Raw genomic sequence first — 24,017 nt, 5'->3', positions numbered from 1 at the left:
CGTCACGTTCAAAGCGCCTGCTGCTGTAATCGCCACCGATCCATTAACGGCGCTAACGCCCGATTGCGCGGCATCCGTCAGCACCGTCGTGTCCATCGTGCCGTCGGCCTTGACTCGGCTCAAACTGATGGCTGCCGTCGTGCCTACTTCTAAGCCGCTCACATCTGCAACACCCACTGCGCCGGCTGCTGCTGCCGCGCTGAGGGTTTGCACTTCCACTTCCAGCGAGTTAGGAGTTGTGCCCAGCACGCCCACACCTGCGCCTGCATTCACACGCAGGTTCGAGGCGTAAATATCTGTTGCGCCGTTGCTGTCTGCATCCAGTACCGAGCCGCCTGCGATCACACTCACGGCGCCCCAGGTTGCTTGGTTTGTCAGCGCTGGTGTGGTGCGCTCGGCTGCACTGCGGGTGTCGATCTGACCCACGGTCACGTTCTTCGCCGCAGTTGCTGCGCTCAAGCGCACATTGCCTGCATCCGTTTGAATCACGGCTTCGTTGGTGCCGCTGAGTTGCATCACCACTGCGCCGGCTGTGGCTTGGATGTCGACCGTGCCGTTGCCAGTGATGGTGATATCACCCGTCGCGCCAAGGGTCACGTCGCCTGCGGCTGCGACCACACTGACGGAGCCACCTGCAGTTGTCATGGCGGCCGTCACACCCACACCTGTATCGGCGCCTTGCAGCAACAAATTGCCTAGGGAGCTTGTCCCTGTCAAGGCAATGGCCTGCGTCACGCTCAAGGCACCCACCGCAGTCACAGCCACGGATCCGTTGGCGGCACTGATGCCCGATTGCACAGGGTCTGCAGTCCCAGCGGCAGAGCTGCCATCGGCTTGCACGCGATTCCAACTGAATGCTGCAACTTGGCCCACTTCTAAGGCAGAGCTGTCCGTCACACCAACCACGCCGGCAAGCGACACAGCGCTGAGCTTAGAGGCTTCAATTTCCAACACATTAGGCGTTGCGCCCAACACGCCTACACCCGCACCTGCGTTCAAACGCAAGTTGGCCGAATAAATATCTGTGGCATCTGTGACACCACTGTCAGCGGTGTCCAACACTGAGCCGCCTGCAATGATGCTGACCGAACCCCAGGTTGCTTGACCATTCAGTTGAGAGGCGGCGCGATCAACGGCACTGCGTGTGTCAACTTGACCCAAGGTCACGTTCTTGGCGGCCGTGGCCGCGCTCAAACGCACATTGCCCGCATTGGTTTGAATCACGGCCTCGTCTGTACCGCTGAGCTGCATGGTCAAAGCGCCTGTGCTGGCCTCAATGTCCAGCGTCTTGCCAGCCGTGGTCAATGCAATGTCACCCATCGCAGTGAGCACCACATCGCTGTCAGACAACACGCTGACATGGCCCTCGGCCGTCAGTGCTGCGTTGACGGTGAGAACGGAGCTTGCAGCTGGCGACACCAGCGCTTTAGACGTTTGCAAGCGCACATTACCGGCTTGCGCCGCCACGCCACTCACCGCCAAGGCTTGAATCGTGCCGTTGGCGGTCAACGTGCCATTCAACACCTGCAACGCTAAGTTGCCAGCCACTTTCAGAGCAAATTCGGTGCCCATCAAATCCCAAGCATCAACAGGAGAAGCCACGTCGCTGCTCTGCTTGGCATCCAATACCAACCCATCTTGTTCATCGATAAACAGGCCACCACTGGTGGTCACCAAGGCGCGTAATTGCTGCACTTGGGTCTGAAGGCTATGTGCACTCGTGCCAGCACCCGTCGCAGCTTGCAGCAGCAAACGTGTGGCAGTGATGGACTGGCTTGCGGCCTGAGAGATGTTGCCATCCACAGCCACCAATTTGATAGTGTCAAGGGCAGAAAGGCTTTGGTTCAACACCAAATTGGCTTTGGCGCGCAAAGTGATATTCGAAGTCACCGTACTGGCGCTGCTGACACCGGAGCCCGTGGCATCCACAGTCAAGTCACCACCCAAGGTCGAAATGTCAATATTGCCCACCGCAGACGCGCTGGATTGCAAAGCTGAAAGCACACTCAGCGCAGCGCCATTGGCCGTTTCTTGCAATGTGATGTTGCCCGTGGCACCTTCGTTGAGCAAAGTCACGGTACTAAATTCAGTGGCGGAGAGCGTGATGCCCGTCATCGCCCGCGCGTTCAAGGTGCTGCCACGCAAGGGTTCACTGGAAACACCATCGCCACCCAAGTTACTCACTTGGTTCAGTTGCTGAATCGCACCTGTGGCCGCATACAGCGTGACCGCCTTGAAGGTTTCGACGCCACCGGAAACTGTCTTTGCGTCAACAGCGTTGTAAAGCACGATGTCATTGTGGGCATCCAACTTGAGCTCACCGCCAACAATGAATGCAGCGCCACCGACACCCGTGTTGCCTTGGATATCCTCCACACGGATGGAACCGGCATACACATCCAATGCAGACTCAAACGTGAACTGGTTGGCGGTTTGATTGCCACCAAAACGCACAGTGCCTGATGTTGCAGCGGCATGGCCATCACCCCCCACACTGCCAATGATCACTTTGGCAAACTGGCCGTTGGCGATCGAGTTCAACTCAGCGTTGGTCAGGTTCAAACGATTCAGCTGAGTTTGAGCGTAAGGGTCACCCACATCGATGTCTAAATTGACGGTTGTGGGGCGCAAGGTCAACGTCGCTCCCACAGAGCGGAAGATACGCGAGGCGCTCAAGTCAATCTCATCACCTTCAAGCGTGATGTTGCCACCAGAGACATTGACCGAACCTTCAAAAATAATGTTGGAAGCACCTCGGATCGTCAACGAGCCAGAGAGCAAGGTCACATCGCCAGAGAACCTGACCGTTCCCGAGCTTGTGATGTCCAAAGAGCCATCCAATGTGATGCTGGATGCAAAGGTGACATTGGTGGGATAAACGGTCGCATCTGTGGTGATCGTTAAACCGTTGAGGGGATCCACACTACCAACAAGTGAATTGATCACCACGTTGCCGTGGGTCTTCAACGTCAAACTGTCCGTACCGTTGTTGCCATCGAGCGTGCTGAAATTTGGGGTAATACCCACCATCAAACCGGCGCCACTGGTGGTAACCGTCGCATTGCCCGACACGATCACCGTGTCGTCCGCCATGTACCGACCATTGCTGTCCGTGGTCGTGCTGGACACCGTCAATGACTGCTCCACACGAACAGAGCGGCCCTGCCACTGAATCTGTGCGCTGTCGTCTTCTGTCAAGATGCGCGCGCGCGCATCAGCGGTCAACGCGGCACCCATGATGTGGGCTGCAAACAGCTCGCCCTCATCGCCCGGCGAGTCGTGTTCGCCATTCATCAAGTAGTCAATGCCGTGACCGATTTCTTCCACCAGCACCGCGACCAAATCACGTTGGCTGGTGAGCGAAGAAATGCGATCTTGGTTCACCAAAATGGTCGGTTCACCAGCATCACCTTGCACGGCGAATGCCGCATAAGCTTGGCCCAATACCGAACCAGGAACGGCAACCAAATGCCAAGGCAGCGGTTGAGTGCCCACTAAATTCACAGCAGCCGTTGCGCGTGCTGACCAATCTGCGGTCAGCGTGGCATCCGTGCCTGGGAAAAAACCAAACCAAGCATCCACAGGCTGCACAGCCAAAGCTTGACGTACCTTGGACCACGCTTCGTCAAAAGCGATGGACAAACCTGTGACCGAACCATCAACGGAGGCATCCACGGAGACTGAGCCCACCACCGATACGCCACGCATCGTCACAGCGGAACCTTGGGCTTGTTGCAAACCTGCACCGACATTCAGCACCGAAGTTGCTGGATCGCTGGACGATGACGTCTGGGCTGCGGTGGCGGCATAGGCCGACACCACGGCATCTGAAACCACAGTGGCCTGCGCTCGCGCCAAGGTCTCGTCTTGAACCACAAAAGCATCGACCAGCACGGCCAAAGAACTGGCCGAAAGCAGCGTGCGTTGCTCAAGCGGATCAAGCCGAAAGCGGCTGTTCGACGCAGTCAAACGTGTGGATTGGCCAGATGCAGAAGGTGTAAAGCGTGCTGTTTTCATACAAATGTGACTGTCAGCGCTCAATACTTACCGCTGCGAACTAGGCGGATGTAATACGAACCACCCGTGTCAGGACGAATGCTGCCCTCATCAAAGGAGATCACGAATTTTTTCGCGTTTGCGTCCGTTGTCGATGACCAATAAATCCGAGGGGGGAAGGATTCCACGCCGGCAGACCACCAACCAATTTGTCCGTTCAAAATATCAAAAAAATCGCCATTGATCATGTAAGAACGCGGATTTGCCAACTGACCTTTATCACGATCTAACAAAGCAGCAAGTTCGTAGCGGGTGGGTAATCTCCAACCATCAGTGAATGTTTGAGCATCCAAGTTGGATGCCGTGTATTGCGAGGGGGTGCCCAAGCACGATAACAAATTATCAGAGACAGTCATGCCTTCTGAGCAGGTCTTCCATGTCAAATCATTCTCTTTGTCATAGGTAACTAGCGTTTTTTTGACATTGGTACTGGAAGGAAAGTAATTGGTAGTTGACTGGGTGCGATAAAAAGCAGAAGGACTGCCCGAAGTCACAACGACAAGCTGCTTAGGCTGCGGTGTCGCCACAGTAGGCAGGTCTGTTGCATCCACGTTGTAAACAGCGCCAAGGTTGTAAGACGCAAAACTCACACCCCACAACGCATTCGCACGGCTGTTGTTCACATCACCGGCAAAGACCAAATCGTTGTTCAGCAAGGTGGCCGAAAACTGAGCTGGCAAGTCAGCCAATGAAGACTTGTCAATCAAATAAAGCAACTCATCGACAGTGGGCCAACGCTGTGCAGAAGTTGGCGCACTGCCAGCTGCCACTTGGGCCCAACGGATACCGGTGGTGCTGTCGGTCAGCACACCATTGGCGTCCAAAGCAAAGTGAGGGGCGGCGCCACCGCCACCGCCGCCACAACCGACAAAACCAACACTCAAAAACACCATCGTCAGCCCAACACAGGCGCGTTGGCTCAGGGCACGAAGTCCGGCCTTAGATTGTTCAAAAACATTCTTCATGTCAGTTGGCTTTCTTGAAACAGAGTCAAGCTTCGTAATCGAAGCTGAGCACAGACGTCGCCTTGACGCCCGAGCTGGTGGTTTGAACGCCAGGACTACCCAGCACAAAGGCTGCAGTGGTGTCGGCGGACATACCGTAGGAAAGATCAGACAACAAATCTGCTGCTGTCGTGCTGGATGTGTTGGGCGCTGATACCGAGATACCAGAAGCAATGCTCATGGCCGCACTGACCGGCTGCGATGCTTGCATCACACCCGCCAAGTAAGAGCGCACGCCTGCTGCGGGCAAAGCAGCAGCAGTCGGCGACGTGCGCATGTTCGTCAAACCGTAAGACATGCCTTGGCTGAGGTAAGCCATGGCCATTTGTGCGGTTTGCTTCACTTGCGTCAACGCGCCCTGCGCGTTACCCGCCACTTGTGACTTATCGACCACCACGTTGGTAGGCGCAGTGCCCAACACCGTCGCTTGACGATAGTAGGTGTTGCGGTTGATCAGCGTGTAGTAAGTCTCGCCGTTGCTACCCGAATCACGCACCACTTGACCCTTGGGTGCTGAGACCTGGAGTTGTTGTGCCTGCACTTGAATGGCAGATTGTCCGGATGGCGGAATCACGGTCGGGCCATAGCCGTACATAGACACCGTGTAAGCGCTGACCAAACCACTGCTAGTCGAAGCCGCACGAATCACACCTTGTGCGCTGTCCAAGGCCACACCACCCACGGTGGCTGTGACGGCAGCGCTGGCATTGAGTTCACCGATGACGACATCACCACCGGCTTGCACCGTCAATGAACCGCCCTCGGTGCGCACCTTGGCGTCAGCTGTCATGATGAAGTTGCCAGAGGCCGCCTTGAAGCTCACATCGGTTGCCGTCGTGCTGATCAACTTCACATCCAAGCTCACATCGCCGCCACCCGCTTGCACGGTCAATGACTTGGTGTTAAGTGCCCATGTGGCCGTGCCGCCTGCGCTGTCCGCCAAACGCACTTGTGAGCCAAGCAAAGTAACAGCGTCTGCGTTCTCAGCCAACAAACTGCCATTGCCCAAGCTCAATGCGTGATTGGCATCGCCCAAGCTCAACGAAGCAAAGCTACCGTCAACCATCGCTGTTGCCAACGAAGCCAACTCCGCTTCTTTACCGTTGCCCAGCACACCACCTTGCAGTACCAATTTACCGACGTCTCCGCCATCGATGGCGACGTCCACCGTCAGGTCATTGGCCGTGATCTTGAGCGTGGCCATGTCGGTCGTGCTTGAGGCATCGTCTAACAAGACCACACCACCACGGGTGACCCCGTTGAACTCACCAGAACTCAAGGTGACGTGATTGGCCACCAGCGTCAATGTCACGCCAGGCTTGACGGTGATCTTGCCTTGAATCTTGATGTCGCCTGTGGCCGTCAACGTGGTGTCTTGGTTCACGACCACCGAGTCGTAAATGACAATGTCACCGGTCTCTGTCAGGTTGGCGCCTTCGTAGGTCACCGTAGAGCCTGAACCATAAACCGTCAAACCTCGACCTTGAATGTCGCCGGTAATTTTGACTGCGCTGCCTGTGATCACACCACCTTGCTCTAACAGGCCAGAGGCGATCAACACCAACGGTGCGTTAAACACCAAGCTGCCGTTGTGTTGTGTGTCCGATTGCAACAGGATCAGTTGGCCCGGGGCTTGGCTACCCACCACAATTTCTTTCAATTGCAGGGCTGGATCGGCACTTCCGATGAAACCAACTTCGGTGCGGTCGACTGACACGCCAGAGTTTGTTGCCCCCATCGCATCACCCAACACGAAGGGCAAGGTGACTGGCAAGGCTTGACCCACAGGAATCGAGGTGACCGTCACCGCATTGGTGCTGTTGAGCGTGCTCAAGTTGACGGTTTGACCTGGGGTGGTCAACTCGAAGCTGCTGCCCGCACTGACAACAGGCGCGTTGATTTGTACGTCCACACTCTTAATGCGAACAGGTTTGCCGCCGTAGTCCACCACTTCACCGGGTGCGACAGCGGGCAATTCAAACGAACCTTGGGTCGACGACACCGCCACATCACCGCTGACGGTGTTGACCTTGGTCATTTGGGCTTTGTCTTTGGCATCGACTTGCACGGCACCCGCATCACTGCTGACTTGGCTGCCTTGTTCTTGCACAACTGAGCCATCCGAGGACTTCAGGTTGATGGTGCCAGCGCCCGTGGTTTGCACTTGCGAACCTGTCTTGAACTGCAGATCACCCGCGCTCACATTGACGGACAAAGCACCGCCACCGGACACGATCAACTGACCGAAGGTGTTGCCGATGACCGCTTGCGCCTGCGCTGCGCCATCGGTACTGATGCGATTAACAGCGACCGACACGGCATCAACTTGCAAGCCAGATGTTTCGAGCACATAAGCACCGCCACGACCCACTGTCGCTGAAAGGGCGTTGATCGATGTTTCCAAAGGATCGGCCAGATGACCCAAACCACCTTGGCTACTCGTTTTCACATACAAGCCTTGTGCGGTGATATCAACTGCGGTGTCGCCATCGATCACAGAACCACCGGCTTGGAGGGCCACAGATCCTGCGCTGCTGGTCACTTGACTGAGCGTGATGTCACCGATCGAAGCCTTCAGGCTGACATTACCCACGGTATTGACCACATTGGCCATCACCAAAGATTGTTCGGCCTGCACATCCAAGCTGCCATCGCCTGTCAGGGTGATGGCACCTGCCGCGTTCAAATTCACATTGGCGGTAGTCGAGATGACGCTGACAGAGCCTGCGCTGGTGATGTCGGCATCGATGGCAACAACACCTGTCGCACTGAGCAACACATGGCCATTGGCCTGCACGCCTGTTGCTGTAGTGCCTGCGTTCACCGTCAAATCACCCGACTGCACTTGGACCACCAAGGCGCCTGCATCTGTACTTTGCAAACCAGCGCCTTGCGTTGCGAGAGCGGATTGAGCTTCAGCTGCGCCACTCAGACTCACTCGGTTCACGACAACTGACACAGTGCCAGTCGACAAACCGTTGCTCTCGCTGATGTAAGCACCGCCGCTGCCCACAGACACCGACAAGGTATCCACAGACGTATCGATGGCATCACTACCGCTACCGGCCTTCACTGCGCTGACGTACAAACCATGGGTTGTCACGTCGATGGCGCTGTCGCCGTCGATGACCGAAGCACCGGCTTGAATGGCCACATTACCTGTACTGCTGTTGATTTGACCCAAGGTCACATGACCCGTCGTGGCAATCACACTCACGTTGCCGCTTGCGGTGATCACGTTGGCTTGGTTCACGGCTTGTGAGGCTTGCACATCCACTGTGCCTGCACCTGTCAGCGTGATGTCGCCCGCTGCGCTCAAGCTCACATCGCCTGCTGTTGACACAACGCTGAGGTTGCCTGTGCTCGTCACAGTCGATTGAATGTTCACTGCACCCGCAGCGCTCAAGCGCAGGTTGCCGCTGGCTTGGATGCCCACTGCTGTGCTGCCGTCTTTGACGTTCAAGTCGCCTGCCAACACGTTGACCACCAAAGCGCCTGCACTTTGCAAGCCTGTGGTTTCTAAGCCATTGCTCTCGCTGATGCACGCACCACCGCTGCCCACGGACAGGGTCAAGGTGTTGACTGACGTCTCCAGTGCATCACTGCTGCTGCCGATGGCGGCTCCGCTGCCTGTGGTGATGACCAAGCCCAAGGCGGTCACGTCGATGGCGCTGTCGCCGTCAATCACTGAACCACCCGCTTGAATCGTCACGACACCTGCGCTGCTGTTGATCTCGCCTACGCTCACGTCGCCTGTTGTGGCTTGCACGCTCACGTTGCCAACGCTCATCACTGACGTTTGAATGCTCACTGCACCTGCTGCGCTCAAGGCCAAAGTACCGCTGGCTTGGATGCCCACTGCCGTGCTGCCGTCTTTGACGTTCAAGTCGCCTGTCAACACGTTCACCACCAAAGCGCCTGTGGTTTGCACGCCTGTGGTTTCTAAGCCGTTGCTCTCGCTGATGGCTGCACCACCGCTGCCCACAGACAGGGTCAGGGTGCCGACTGCTGTTTCCAGTGCGTCTGTGCTGCTACCAATGGCGCCTGTGCTGCCTGTGGTGATGACCAAGCCCAAAGCTGTCACGTCGATGGCGTTGTCGCCGTCAACCACTGAACCGCCGGCTTGAATCGTGACAGTACCTGCGCTGCTGTTGATCTCGCCTACGCTCACGTTGCCTGTCGTCGCTTGCACGCTCACGTTGCCGCTGGCAGTGATGATGGTGCCTTGGCTCACGGTCAAGTTGCTCGCTGCGGTAATCGCCACTGAACCGTTAGCTGCGCTCACGCCCGACTGTGCTGCGTCTGTCAGCACTGTCGTGTCCATCGTGCCGTCAGCCTTGACTCGGCTCAAGCTGATTGCCGTGGTCGTGCCCACTGTCAAATCGCTGGCGTCCGTCACACCCACCGCGCCGGCTGCTGCCACTGCGCTCAGGGTTTGCACTTCTACGTCCAGCGCGTTAAGCGTTGTGCCCAGCACGCCCACACCTGCGCCTGCGTTCACACGCAAGTTCGAGGCGTAAAAATCTGTTGCGCCGCTGCTGTCTGCGTCCAACACCGAGCCGCCTGCGATCACGCTCACTACGCCCCAAGTTGCTTGGCCTGTCAGTGTTGACGCTGTGCGGTCTGCTGCGCTGCGTGTGTCGATCTGACCCACGGTCACGTTCTTCGCTGCGGTTGCGGCGCTCACACGCACGTTGCCTGCGTTGGTTTGGATCACGGCTTCGTTGGTGCCGCTGAGTTGCATCACCACTGCGCCTGCTGTGGCTTCGATGTCAACCGTCTTGCCTGCCGCCAATACGGTGACATCGCCACCCGCACCCAACTTCACATCACCCGCAGTAGCCACCATGCTGATGTTGCCAGCGCTGCTGGTCAGAGCAGATTGCAGATCGAACCCACCGCTGGACGTCATCAACACGTTGCCGGACACCGTCACGGCTTGGTTGCTCGACAAAATCTCGCTGGTCTTGCTGCCTGCACGCAGGTTCAAGTTGCCCTGCTGAACCGTGATACCAGTGACAGAAGTACCCACACTGGCCACTGTGGTGCCATCTGCTTGCACATCTTGCACGGAGGCAGGCGAGGCAACACCGATTTGGAGTGCATTGCTTTCAACCAACTGCACACTGCCTTGGGTCGTGATCAACGCCAAATTGTCTGCACTGATTTCGATTTGTGCGGTGGTTGAACCCACGTTGCCCTGAACCTGCATGATCAGGTCACCGGTGGTGATGTTCACTTCGCGACGCGTCGCTGCATCATCGTTTTGCTTATCAAACAAAGCACCCGCTGTTGCTTTCAGGGTGATCGAACCCGAACCACCTGTGGTCAACACACCAATTTCAATATTTCCAGCGTTCGATTGCAGGCTGATTTCGCCTTCTTTGGCAGAAATTTGAGCATCGGTTTGCATCAAGATGTCCAGAGCTGCAGTCAGCGCAATGGAACGACCTGAGGCTTCCGTCTTGAGGGTTGGCGCGTAGTTGTCATACAGGCTGTCAGCGATCGTGATCGAACCAGCCGATGCCACACTGAGGTTGCCCGATGTCGAAGTGATGTCCGACTTGATATCGATGGCACCCAACACGGTTTGCAACAACACATTGCCAGAAGCCTTGATCGGACCATTGACCGTCAGGTTGCCTGTGAGCAAACGCAACACAAAGGCACCACCCGCAGTCGCTTCATTGGTCAAGGCCGTGGCGCTGACGTCCACTGAATTGCTGCCCGTGCCGTGACTGCCGGTGATGTCGAGTGCGTCAGCTTCTTGAATAAAGACGCCACCAGAACCTGTGTTGCTGACTGCCAATTTGGCAATTTGCGTTGTCAAAGGCGTTTGACCCACACCGATGCCAGCACCGCCGCGCAAGGTGGCAGATGCGCCAGCCCCTAACAAGTTGGGCGTCACGTTGCCCGTCAAGCCATTGGTGATGGAACCGGACGTGGCTTCGAGCACAAAGCTGCCATCGGCTTCCAAAATGCTCACGCTGATGTTGCGCGATGCCACCAAGCTGATGGAGCCCGTGTCAGCGGCATTCAACGACACCAAACGTTGGCCATCCAACATCACGATGTCACGCTTGGCATCGACCGAGATCAAGCCTTGCGACTCAAGCTTGTTCTGCAACAAGACGTCTTGACCTGTTGAGCTCAAGTGGATCAAGCCGGTGGTGTTGGTCACCATTGCCGTATTGACCACATTGCCTGTGGCTTGTGCCGTGATGCTGCCACCATTGGCAACCACGTTCGCATGGATAGCCAGTTGGCTATTGACACCAGCAGCCGAAAGCAGGACTTGACCCAATGCCGCCGTGCTGACGCCCGAACCACCATTGGCAGCGCTGAGCAGAACCAAATCACCGCCACCAGTGGACACAGTCAAACCGCCTGAACCTTGTTGCATCACAGAAACAACGCTCAAACTGCCACCCGCGGCCAATTCACCGAGCACCAAATCGCCTGTCGCCACGTTGAGGGCCGACACCTTGTCGGCCATCAAGAACGGCAAGTCGATGCCAGCGCTGGCATACACCGTCAATTGGGCCGCTTTGATGGGTTCAGACAACGCACGGTCGCTGAGCGCAGACGCTGCATCGTTTTGCAAGACAGCACCCTGAGCGGAGTAAATCTCCATGTTTTGCAAGGTGCTGACACCCGCTTGAATTTGGTTTTGAATGGTGATGTTATTCACGGCATCCAACTTGATAGACCCATCCACCGTCAGCGTGTAATCACTGCTGTCAGCCATGTCCATCACCTGAATGCTGCCCGCGTAAACCTCAAGGCTGTCCCACACCAAAGGTTGTTCAATCTGGTTACGCGCACCGATGCGAATGTCACCCGACCCTCCGGCGGCATGACCACCCGACTCGCGACCAATCACGATCTTGCCGAACCCATCGGCCAAGGCCATCAAATCGCGGTTTGAAATTTCCAAACGGCCCGAATCCGCATAGGAAGGGTCACCCACTTCGTAGCTCAAGGTTTGATCGGCTGAGCGCAATGTCAAGGTGCCGCCGGTAGATTGCACCGAGCCCGAACCACCCAAGAAGTCGATTTCATCGGCCTCGATCAACAAGTTGCCCTTGCCTGCAATGCCGCCAGCTTGAACCGACACACCTTGCTCGAACACCACCTGAGAGGCGCCCAAGATGGTCAAGTTACCACCCGTGATGTTCACGCCATTGGCGAACACAACGCGGCCTGAAGCCTTGATTTGCAAATCGCCCTTCAAGACGACTTCGCCTTCAAAGGTCACATCGTCTGGCAAGTTGATGATGCCTGCGCTCACCTCAACACCGTCGACGGTGAAACCAGACAGTGGATCGTTGGGCGACTCTGAGGAGTAACCGATACGGCCTTTGATTGTGATGTTGCCTGGTGCCTTCACCGTCATGGTGTCCGCACCAGCGATGTTGTCGCCGTTGATGAAGTGCGACGAACTGCCACCCAACACCATGTTGCCCGTGCCATCTGCACCTGCAATCGCCACCACATTGCCTGTGAGGATGAGGGAGTCATCCAAGAACAAGGTGTCTGTGACGGTGACGGGTGCTGCACCGTTCCAGAAGGTGGTGAAGCCTGAGCCCTGAACCTTGAAGTTGCCCGACACAGTCACAGGTCGGTTGATCTTGATCTCGCCACCCAACACTGGGTTTTGCAAGAACACGTCATCTTGGAAGGCAATCACAGTGCCGTTACCTGCCGTACCGGAATCACCCAGCACCACATTGTTACCACTCAAGGCGCTACCAATCACGATTTCAGAGAAACCAGCTTTGAGTCTTGACAACTCCAAGTTATCAACCTGGTAAGCGCCAGCGCTGAGGTCAGTACTCGAGTTACCAAACAGCACCGTGCCAGTTGTGTTGAGCGACACCAAATCGATGGCGCCGTCGGCACTAGAAATAGAGGAGCAAATGTCCACATCAAAACCGCGCAAACCAATGGCTTGGCCTGTCGCATCAATCGGTCCACAGAACGATTGCATGCCACTCAGACTGCTGATGGCGGTCAAACCGGCTTTGCTGCCCGCATTCACTAAGCTATCGCCACCTACAGGCTCGACTTCAATCGAACCGGCTGTGATCACTTGAACAGCATCGCGTGTGCTGCTGGACGCCGTGAGCATCTCAGCATCCATGAACGCACTGTTGGGAGAGACATCAAAGCCAATCACGCCTTGACCAACAGAGCCCTGTACTGAAATGTCGATACGACCACCGTTACTGGCATCTGCATTGGGTGTACCCAAGGTTTGCAAGAACGCACCACCGGCGCTACGCAACACCGTGCCATTGGCCAAATGTGCGGGCACCAGTTCTGGCGGCAGATTCGCCACAGTGACTTCACCGGTGGCCGTGTCAACGTGGTAGTAACCGCGTGACATGATCCATTGAATTTGTGGGTTGTAGACCGCAACGACGGCAACGCTTGGGTCAGTGTCAATGGCCATCCAGCCATCCAAACGCAGCGTCGCGTCAGCGCCTGTCACCAAGCCTGCATTCAACAAACTACCTTTGGTGACCTTGATGGCGATATCGCCCGTCGTTGCATCTGCATTGCCGACGCGCACGCCAGCGGCCATCAACAAATCGCCACCTTCAACGGTCAAGGCTACATCGCCACCCGTGGTGCGAATGTCTGAATCGAGGCGCATGGTGCCGTTGGTGCCGCCCGAGTACAACGTGACAGCGCCGGCTTTAGAACTGATACCTGTTCCAGAGACCAGCATGCGACCGTCTACCGTGGAGATCATCACGCCACCCGATGCGTTTTGGGTGACGTTTTCAATGATCAGGCCGTCGACTTCTTGCAGACCAATTTCAGCGGTGAGCGTGCCAGCAATTGAAACATTCACATCGTTGGTGATGGAGAGACGGGCGACTTGAATCTCAATCGGGTTGAGCAAGGTACCAATGCCACCCACGGCTTGAATGACCAAGCGTGCTTCAGTGGCGATGATGTCGGTGCTGCCTTCAGCCGCGTCAATCAATGCACCTGAAGAAATGACCAAGTCGCCAGCGTTGGTGGTTCTGATCTTGCCGAGCGTGATGTTGCCGTCTGCGGTCAAGCTCACCAAACCCGAACCTGCATTGATCTCGGTCTCGCCGGTCATCTGCAACACATCGTTGCCTGCGACCAAGGTGATGTTGCCGCTGGTGCTGGTCAAGTCGGCATCGCCCGTCATCTCAATGCCTTGCGTGGCACGAATATCGATGGTGCCCGAGGCCGTGGTGATCGGAGCCGTCAAAATCAAGCGGCCGCCCGTGGTTTTGAGGGCCACCAGTTTGTCGGTCGTGGCTGTCACAGCCGCGTTGACGGTCAAATTACCACCCGCCGTCACTTGGACTGTGTCATGGTCAGTGCTGACCAAGCTGTTGATGGTGACCGCGTCGGCTTCAAACACCGTGATCGCGCCCTTGGCATTGATCGACAAGGTGTCGGCCTCGATGGTATTGGTGGCAGAACCCAAGGTGACCGCACCCAGCGCAGCAGACAACACCACGCTGCCTGCATTGACCATATGACCAATGGTGATGCTGCCGGTCTTCGAGGTGATGGTTACGTTACCAGCCACGCCCAAGAGGTCGGTGATGACGATGTTGCCCTCGGCCTCAATCGACACATTGCCACCAGCCACCATGGTGATGGACGAGACATTCAAGGCACCTTGTTGCGAAACAGTCAGGTTGCCGTTGCTGGTCATCAGCACGCTGAGGTTGTCGACGCTGGAGGTCAAGCTCAAGTTGCCGCCCACAGTGACCGACAGATTTTGTGCTGTGACCGTACCACCCAGCGTCACGCCGCCAGTGGCTGCGAGCTGCACTGTGCCGCCACCTGTGGAACGACCCACGTTGATGTCAGACACCACCACCAAATTGCTGGCCAGGTGCGTGCCATCGCCCGCGCCCAAGTTGATCAACTCACTCACGCCTGGGTTAGTGGGCAAATTGACAACTGTCAAGCTGCCCGTGGTCTTGAGACCAAAGCTGCCCGCGTCACGGTCAGGAATGACCAAGACGTAGTCACCCGCCACGGCCACTGGGTTCAATGGGCTACCCACGGAGGCGTCAGTGGCGCTGGCTGTGGCGGTGAAGGCAGTATTCGCCACCTTGGCGGTCAACGTCAAGGCGTGGTTAGAGCCAGACGCATCTACCACCACGGTCACCGGCGCTGCACCACCCGCATCGATCGCGGCCTTGAGACCATTCAAGATGTTCGTCCACACGGCATCCGTGGACATGAAGGTGTAAGCCACCCCATTGATGGTGACGCCGTAATTTGTTTGCGCTTTGGCGGTGCCTGGGATAACCAAGCTTGACACTTGCGTCGCATTCAAACCTGCGGCAGTCGTGGTGGCTGTTGTTCCGGGTGACGCCACCAACTGATCCACCACCACACCCACGGAGACATTGCTCACCGTGAAGGCCAAGTTGCTGACAACCGCTTCCAGACTCAAGATGGGTGCCGTGACAAATTGGGGGGCAGCTGTGGAATTGCCGGCGTCGTAAGCCACCAAAGTCGGTGCTGTGAACGAGGCATTGACCACGCGTGTGCCGTCCGCATTGATCTGGCTGACCAAGTCGGTCAGCGCCAAATTCCAGAAGGCTTGGCGTGTGGCAACGGGGTTGCTTTGTGTCAGGCCAGACAACTGTGCTTGCGTGATGGTGGTGAAGTAAGTTTTCGTGACCGCGCCTGCTTGAGCCACCGTCAAACTGAAACGCTGGTTGGCAGCAGGTACAAAGTTATCAAACACGATGTCGGAGACCTGCTTGGCGACATCTGGGCTGTTGCTTGGCGTGGCCCCGTTGTCCGTGACCGAGTTGGTGTTGGACTTGACCAAGCCCGCCAGCATGAACTTGGTGTTGCTGGTGGTAGCACTCAAGGTCAGTGAATTGGCCGAGCTATTCGCAGTGGCTGCAACGTGGGTCGTGGCGCTGTCCGCATTGACCAAGGTGGCCAAGTCGGCCAGCACTTCGGACTGAACTTTGACTTTGGCCAACAGGACAGAGGTACTCGAAACCGCCAAATTGGCGTAACCAGCGCGCACTTGCAGCGTGCGCGTGGCTGCATCAATGGTCGTGCCGCTGAAGCCTGTTTCTGCCTTGATAGCGTCTTGCAACAGAGTCAACGTAGATGACCAGTCGGTGCCTGTTGCTGTAATGCCAAACGACTTTGACTTTGCGACACCCGCATCTGTCCAAGAAAGACTGACGTTGAATTTCTGCCCCACAGCAGGGGTAAAAGCGCTGAACTTGACATCTAAGCCGCCCGACACAGTCGTTGCCGTCATCGGCATGCTGGAAACAAAAGCGTAAAAGTCTTTGCCAGCAACGCCCGTCAAGACCAAGGTGTTGCCACTGACGGCCGCTGTGAAAGCGCCGCCGGCAGCAGCATTGAGGGTGGAAGCCAAGGAATCTAGAACAGCAGAGAGCGTTGCGCCCGCTGCATTGGCTGTGGCCTGCTTGTCAAAGTTGATGAACGAAACGCTGTAAGTGGCGCTGGCTGAGAAGGTGCCTGTGAAATCGATGGTGGAAATCTGTGGCACGGTCGACGTCACAGCGCGCGTGACCACACTGGTCGGCATCACCGCGGGTGTTGTCACGGTGTAGTTGGCCGCAACGGTGTAGGTTTTTGTACGACCGATGGTGTCTTGCAAGACCAAACTGTAGCTGTCGCCTGTCACCACAACGGCCGTATCGGACATCTTGACCACGGCTTGTTGCGTGACACCGGAAGCAGCCAACTGGCTGGCTGACGAACCGCTGCGTGTGACCATACCCACGCTGTCAACACCCACGCTGTCGATGGTGAAGCTGTCGTTCATGCTGATCGAGGTCAGCGTCAACTTGGCATCGGTTGCTGTCGGCGTGACAGAGAGGGTGGCGCCTTCGCCACGCTCGATTTGGGTTTTCAAATCTGCCAGCACCGAGTCCCATGTTTGCGCCACGGTGACGGTTTCCACGGCCGCTGTTGCCACAGTACCGGCATCAACCAGTGATTCCAAAGCCGACATGATGGTTGCCACTGTGTTGCCAGCCAAAGCGGTGTAGCTGTAGCTGGTCGTGCCAATGGTCAATTTGTAGACGGCGCCAGTTTGGGCCGTCAAGGTTGACACATCCACCACCACAGGGCCTTGCGTGCCCTTAGACACCCAAACTGTCTCGGAACCGCTGACGATGCTCAGCGTGCCCACAAAGACAGAGGCGCCAGCGACCGCCCCAGTTGAAGAGGACAAGGTAATTTTGGAGCCAGAGGCCGTGGCCGTGTAATGGCTTGTTCCTGTTGCGGCATTGACCAAGTCGGCCAAGTTAGAAGCAACCGTGGAATCACTACTGAATAACGGTGCGGTGAAGCTGTAAGTTGTACCAGCCACTGTCAGGTTGTAAGTACTGCCCGTGGTGATGGTCAAGCCCTGCAAATCGACCACTTGCTTGTTCAAAGCCACCGTCGCACCCGACAGGGCAACGCTGCTGGCGTCGGTCACCGTCACGCTGCCAAATGCCGTGGTTTTGGTCAACGTCAAGGTCGAGCCCGACACTGTCGCGGTGTAGCCAGCGACAGCATTGATGGCTGTCTCCAACGCATTGAGATACGTAGCGGATGAAGCCACCGTCACGTTAGCAAGAACGGTCGTGCCGTCTACAACCTTAACGACTGAACCGTTTGCGGGCGTTGTACCGAAGGTCAACACGATCTGATTAACAACCGAAGCCGTACCCTTCGTGTTGTCCACCGTACCAGATTGCGCACTGAATTGCACGGTGCGCTCGTCGATCGGAGTGGTTGGATTTGTGAGTAACAAACGTGTGTCTGTGCCCACGCGGCTGGAATACAAATTGCCATTCACCACCGCTGTGTAAACGCCTGTGGCTGACAACGAGGTGGTGTTGAACGCCAAATCAGAGATTTGCAAACCACCGGCACCGGCCATTCGCGTAGGCACGTTGCCAGCAGAGTCAATCGCGTTGTCAACCGGCGTATTGGCCGTGTCACGAATCTGCAAATTACCAACGGTAAAGACTTGGTTGGCGGCCAAAGCAGTCAAGGTCAAGGTACGGCTGACGTCATCTGCAACAACACTGACCACTCCGTCAAGCTCAATGGCTGTTTTGAAAGCCGCCAACACTTCTGTCCATGTGGCGCTGCTCGACAGGCCATTCAAGCCGGGTTGGATGTCGTAAGTATCAGTAACTCCAGCATTGGTGATACTGAACGAGTACGTATATTGCGGACCGAGAACACGCGCAAACTGGACGGTCGACACTTGAGCCGTGTTACTGCCCGCCGTCACCGAAGACTGTGCGGTGCTGCTCTCAATGCCGCCGCCCGAGGCAAAAGCTGCCGTTTGTTGGACGGTTGTAGCGCCAGTTTTAAGACCTGTCGAACCAAGCGCTGTGTAGAGCACTTCCATCTCAGCACCAACACCGGCTTTGGATGGGTCAGACAACACCAAAGGCGTCATCGCAGCATTGCCAAGCACGTTGACTTTGTATCCATACAAGTCAGCAGAACGCTGGTCGTAGGCCGTGTAGGCGTAACCACTGGCTTGGAACAACAGATTGTTCACACCAGCGGTGATGATCAAGCCAGTGCCAGACAACGTGGCAGTCTTGGCAGACACGTTGGCTTCACCCGCAGTAATTCTGGCGGCGAGATCGGCCAAAAGGGTACTCAGCGTGCTGGTTGAAGTCGCCACCACCTCGTACTTGCGGTTGTCAATTTGAATGCCATACACATCAGCCACAGCCACCGTGCGGTTGGCAAAACTGACCTGTGTGGACTGGGCAGCAGTGATGCTGCCAGCAACCAAACCAGTGAGGGTTGCCGGTGTGGACAATTGGCTGGACTGCCATTCGTACAGCATGCCCTTGGCATCCACCGTGACGGTACCCGACTGCTTCAGGGCGCCCACTGACGTGGCTGCTTCGATGTAGTCCACATAAATGTCTTTGCCGGACTTCATAACGATATCGTCGCCATCGGCCACGTTGCGAATATCACGCACATACAAATTGCCGCCCGCAATCACATCAATGCGGCCGTTGTTGGCCACGATGCGGTCGACGATCAAGCCGGTGGCTTCGTTCACGCTGATGTCGCCTGCATTGCGTGAGTCAATCGTGAGGTGCTCCACCAAGGTGTTGAGTTGCGCAGAATATTGCACATCCACCACCAAGTTTTGGGCAATGAACACCGAGGCACCGTCAGAGGTGATTTTGTTGGCACGCAAAGACACTTGGCCTACGAGCACGTTGGCTGCCACGATACCGCCTTGAACAGTGAGCTCACCCTCCACACGAAGTGTGATGTTGGATGCAGGGTCAAAACCTGTTAATCCACCCACAAAACCGTTCAAGACCCAATCTCGTGTCACGCCAGGGGCGGTGTCATTGAGGTCAATGAAGATATCGCGCAAAGCGCGGATCTCAAAGCCCAATGCTGGCAAGTCATTGGTTTGAATGTTGATGAAACCAGTGGGCGTCATGACAGCACCCGAACCATTGGCGGTCTTGATGATCGAACGCTCACCTTTGGCAGTCAAGATGACTTGATCAATCTTGCCGTCAGCATCGACCGTGCCATCAAAGCGTGGTGACTTGACCGAAATGATGCCACTGACGGTCAAGTCTTCGCCCGCCACCAACTCCAGCTTCAAATTGGTCGAGATGGTGCCGTTGAGGCTCAAACTGCCACCGGTTTGGAAGATCACGGTGTCAGAGCTGATCACACTCGGCAAAGCGCGTGTGATTTGTGTTGTGCTGTCGCCAAACTGGAAGTAAGTACCTGCGCGGTATTCTGTTTTCTCAGGGGCACCAAAATATTGGTACAACTGAATCGAATCACCCGCCACAAACGACACAGCACGGCTGTAAACCAAAGCATCAGGACCGGTTGTTGGACGGGTCACCATCACGCTGCCGGTCTGACTGGTCAAAGCGATGCTGTTGCCGCGCACTTGACCGTTGTAGTCACCCGTGCCCAGCACGGTACGTTGGCCGACGCGCAACTCGTTGAAAGCGCTCAAACTGACGCTGGCATTGCGCGTGGCATTGTCAGAGGCGGCGGATGTTGTGACCACAGCGCGCAACACATCCAAACCTACCGTGTTCTCGAGGTAACCGTCAAAGTCACTCATTTGGATGTCGCCGGCCGTCGTCACCACATCCAAGCGGTTGACTGCAATTTCCAAACCTGTCACACCCGTCGCGGCTTCAATCACCAGCTTGTCAGCCACGATGTCTGCTGCTGCGTCGGTATAGGTCTCAATCACCTGACCTGTGATCGCGCGCAAGGTGATATCGCCGTACGAGGTGAGCGAGGTATAAGCAACCGATGCGCCTAAAGAGTCGTAAATGGCCGGCTTATCTGCATCACTTGTGGCGTAAACACCTGCGGAGATGGAACGCACAAACACAGAGCCTTGGGCCTGGATCAAGATGTCATTGGCATCGCTGTTCGACATGGAGCGGACATCGACCAAGTCAACGTTGGCACCTGCCAACACCGTCAGCGAGCCGTTGGCAATCTTCACGTTGTTGAGCTTGATGTTTTGAGCACCTTGCTTCACAAAGACATCGCCCACGCCGTTGGTCTGAACATTCAAGGTGTTGACCAAGGTTGCGACGGGCAAGGCATCGGTTCCCAAAGGCCCCTTGACTGCAATCGTCAACTCATCGGCTTTGATGGCGGTGATGGCATCAGCAAAAGTGATGGTGCCTTGCACATCGAACGTCAAGTCACCACGAATGACACCTGTAGCCGCACCTGTGTTCACAGCGCCAATGCGCAAATCTGAGGTGTTGGTCGCACCCGTTCCTGTGCGCGATTGCGTGCGCAGGGTGATGTCGTTGCGGTCGCTGTTGCCCAAGGCCAGCACTTTGTCTGCATTCAAATTACCTGCGTTGATGACCTTGATCGCGCCATCCAACACTTGCACGTCTGACAGCAACAAGTTACCAGCGTTGTTGACCAAAATGTCGCCCACATCGGTCAAGCTCATGACGGCTTCACTGATTTGAGTGTTCAAGACGATGCCCAAAGCCGCAGTGGCTTGAACCTTCTTGGCGGTCAGCAAACCGCTTGGCAGCAATTCTTGTGTGACGCCGTCAGTGCGCAGTGTTTGCACCTGCTCGATGCGACCCATGGCGGCAGTCAAAACAATGCTTTGGTCCAGCAAATTCGACACCAAATGCGTGGCTGAGAACGAGGCGTTGTTCAACACAATGTTGCCGCCAGCCGAGCCAGCAGTGAAGGTCAAGCCCGCACGCGTGGCAGTCACTTGTGTATCGGCATCGGCCAAGATGTCACCATCGTTCGACACGCCCTGACCAGACTTGAGACTGATGCTGCCCGAGGTAATTTTGGCAGACAGATCAAGCGCACGATCCGCACTGACCAGCACGTTTGTGCTGTCATCGGTTTGCACGACGCCACCCAAAGTGATGTCGCGCCCAGACGTGATCGAAATCACAGGGTTGGCAACGGTGCCGACTTGTGTCGACAGGATTTGACCCGAGTCATCCACGTCCAACAAACGGCCTGCGTGCAAGGAGACCGTCTTGCCACTCACCGTCGAGGTGATGGGCACAGCCTGGGCGTTTACCGTTGTTGTAGCAATACCTTTGATGCGCAACACATCTTGGGCATCGATCGACACATTGTTGGTCGCATCAAGTTTGCCACTCAGGTTGACCTTGCCACCTGACGTGATGTTGATCTCGCTGGCTGCGACAGAGCTACCCGAGCTACCAAAAGCACGCGCTGCGGCGGTGTCTGTGAACACCTCAGTTTTGAGGACCGTTTCTGTTTGTGTGATGGCGCGGGTTTCCCAGACGGTGACGTCTTTGAAATTGAGCACCATGACATCTTGATAGGTGGTCTGTTCAACGGGCAACTTCTGGAAGATGTCGCGATCTTGCGACACCATCTTGAAGCTTTGCTTGATCCGTTGGTCATAAATCGGATGCCAGTTCGAGTTCCAGTTGTAGGAGTAATCGTTGTAGGTTTCTGCAACGTACTTCTCAAGCTCCTTACGACCATCCACTTGGTAGATGTTGAACTCACTACCGCCCTTTTTGCCGGTGTTGTCTGTGTAATCAATGGAGCCCAACAGCTGGTCGAAGCCTTGCCCAGAAGATGGCAAGAAAGTTCCACCATTATTGACACTGCCGTCTACCACATTGGCCACGTTGTAGTAACCGCTGTCTCTCATGAGTACGGCGACCCTCGTTCCAGACATGTCTTGCTTGACAGCCCGCTGGTCGTCACCCGTGTACGTGTTGTAGAACAAAACGTAGTTGTACTCGCCACCATTACCTTGGTGGTCCTGCTGCCAACGGGCCAACTGGGTCCAACCACTCCAATAGCGGAAGTCAAAACCAAACATGTTGGCACGCGAACTGGTTGAAACTTGGCTGAAGGACGAGGTGTCCAACGTCAAGGCATCGACAAACGTATTAGGAGCGTTGATTCGGTCGGTGTAACGACCAAGCTGCCAAGCCTCCATCGCAGCAGCAATGGCGCTGCTGGACAAATTGCCCTGACCTTGGTTGGCATCTTGGTTGTAAGCAATGATGTTGCCAGACGATGTGTACTCCCACATCGGATCGCGCGCCAAGGTGGTGGCCACGGCTGGGTCACGACCTTGGATGTCATAGGTCTTGATGCCTGAACCTGTGTCGTAAGTCGCCAACCACTGAGCGCGACCATCCTCCAAGGCGGCGTGGGGTTCCAAGTAGCCGCCAAGATAGCCGTCAAGAGGGAAGTAGTAACGCGAAGTTTGTTGGGTGTAGTCAATCTGACCATACTCTTTGAACTGGCCCACATACTCACCCGCACTGTTGGTGGCGGGTCGAACCGTCACCCACGTGCCGTCGCTTTGCGCATCGTTGGTCGCGGTCGACAAATCAGTGGTCGTGGCTTTGGTGGTGTCGCCCGTGAGGTACTGGGTCTGACCTTGGCTCTCAACGCGCAAGATGTCGACGTTCGCGCCCTTGGGCATGCGAATGTAACGGTCTTTCCAACCGGCCACGTCGATGTAGTACACCACTTGCGCGGCATTGGCCCAGTCGGGCGTCCACGCTTGGTCAGCAGCAGCCGTGCCATTGACCGTTTTCTTGATGACCGCGTTGGCGTAGTCGAATTGGAAGATGGCCTTGTAACCCGTGAAGTTCATCACGGCTTGACGTTGGGCATCCGACAGTTGCGAGAAGTCGCGGTACGTGGTCAAGTTTTTGTAGTCGGTACCGGGTGCCGTTGCTGTTTGAGTAGGCAAAGCTTCGCTTGCCGCATTGGCCCAGTTGACGCCAGCGTTGGTGTAGTCAATACCTTCGACCAAGTATTCGACGAAACGACGGTTCACGGGCGCATTCGGGTTGTAATAACCGATTTGCGTCAGCGTCACGTCCATGGTCGTGTACTCGCTACCAACCTTGAATTCTTTGTATTCCGTAATTTCTGTGATGGGCGTTTTCACCCACGTGATTTCAGGCACCTGCACCTGACCCACGGCCACTTGCTGGTAACCCGTCACGGTTTGAATGGTCTCCGCCACCGTACGGTAGGACTGGACAGACACCGTACGCGACCCTGCCACGTTGGCTGCGGCATCCAAGGTGACGTCGCCGCCCGCAAAAACTTGCACCGTGCCTGTCGCCGTCGACAACACCGCATCGCCTTTGATGGTGATGTTGCCGCCAATCAATTGATTTTGAGTGATGGCCTGCTCGAGACGCGTGCGCGTCCAAGACATGTCAACACCAGCATTGAGTTGAACATTGCCGTCCGAAGAAATCAAACCGCCATCGATCAAGATCGACTGGCTGGCATTGAACAAGATCAAACCATTGGCTGCACCCAAATTCGTGATACCGGCTTGCACAATGCCGTTCACGGTCATGTTTGGTGCAACCAAGTGAACAAGTTTGTCCGCCTTAATAAGCGCATCGTTCG

The 24,017-nt window shown here is 56.1% G+C and carries 3 protein-coding genes (1 of these 3 only partly in view); all 3 read right to left on the bottom strand.

What is annotated here, in order from left to right:
• A partial coding sequence (locus C5F52_RS24035; RefSeq protein ID WP_146100153.1) for a hypothetical protein occupies window positions 1-4,017 on the bottom strand: 4,017 nt, incomplete at its 3' end.
• Window positions 4,018-4,037: 20 nt separating this feature from the next.
• Complete coding sequence (locus C5F52_RS24030; protein WP_146100152.1) at window positions 4,038-5,129, bottom strand: DUF1566 domain-containing protein; 1,092 nt, start codon at window positions 5,127-5,129, stop codon at window positions 4,038-4,040.
• Window positions 5,047-24,017, bottom strand: partial view of an LEPR-XLL domain-containing protein gene (locus C5F52_RS24025; protein ID WP_104800879.1) — the end only. Its footprint extends 21,640 nt past the window's final position; 18,971 of the gene's 40,611 nt are visible here — the last part of the coding sequence; its start codon lies beyond the right edge, outside the window; it ends in the stop codon at window positions 5,047-5,049. The genes C5F52_RS24030 and C5F52_RS24025 overlap by 83 nt, the downstream gene beginning before the upstream one ends.

The organism is Limnohabitans sp. TS-CS-82, from assembly GCF_002943475.1.
Note: the sequence above shows the minus strand (reverse complement) of the source record. Positions and strands in the feature narration are given on the sequence as shown.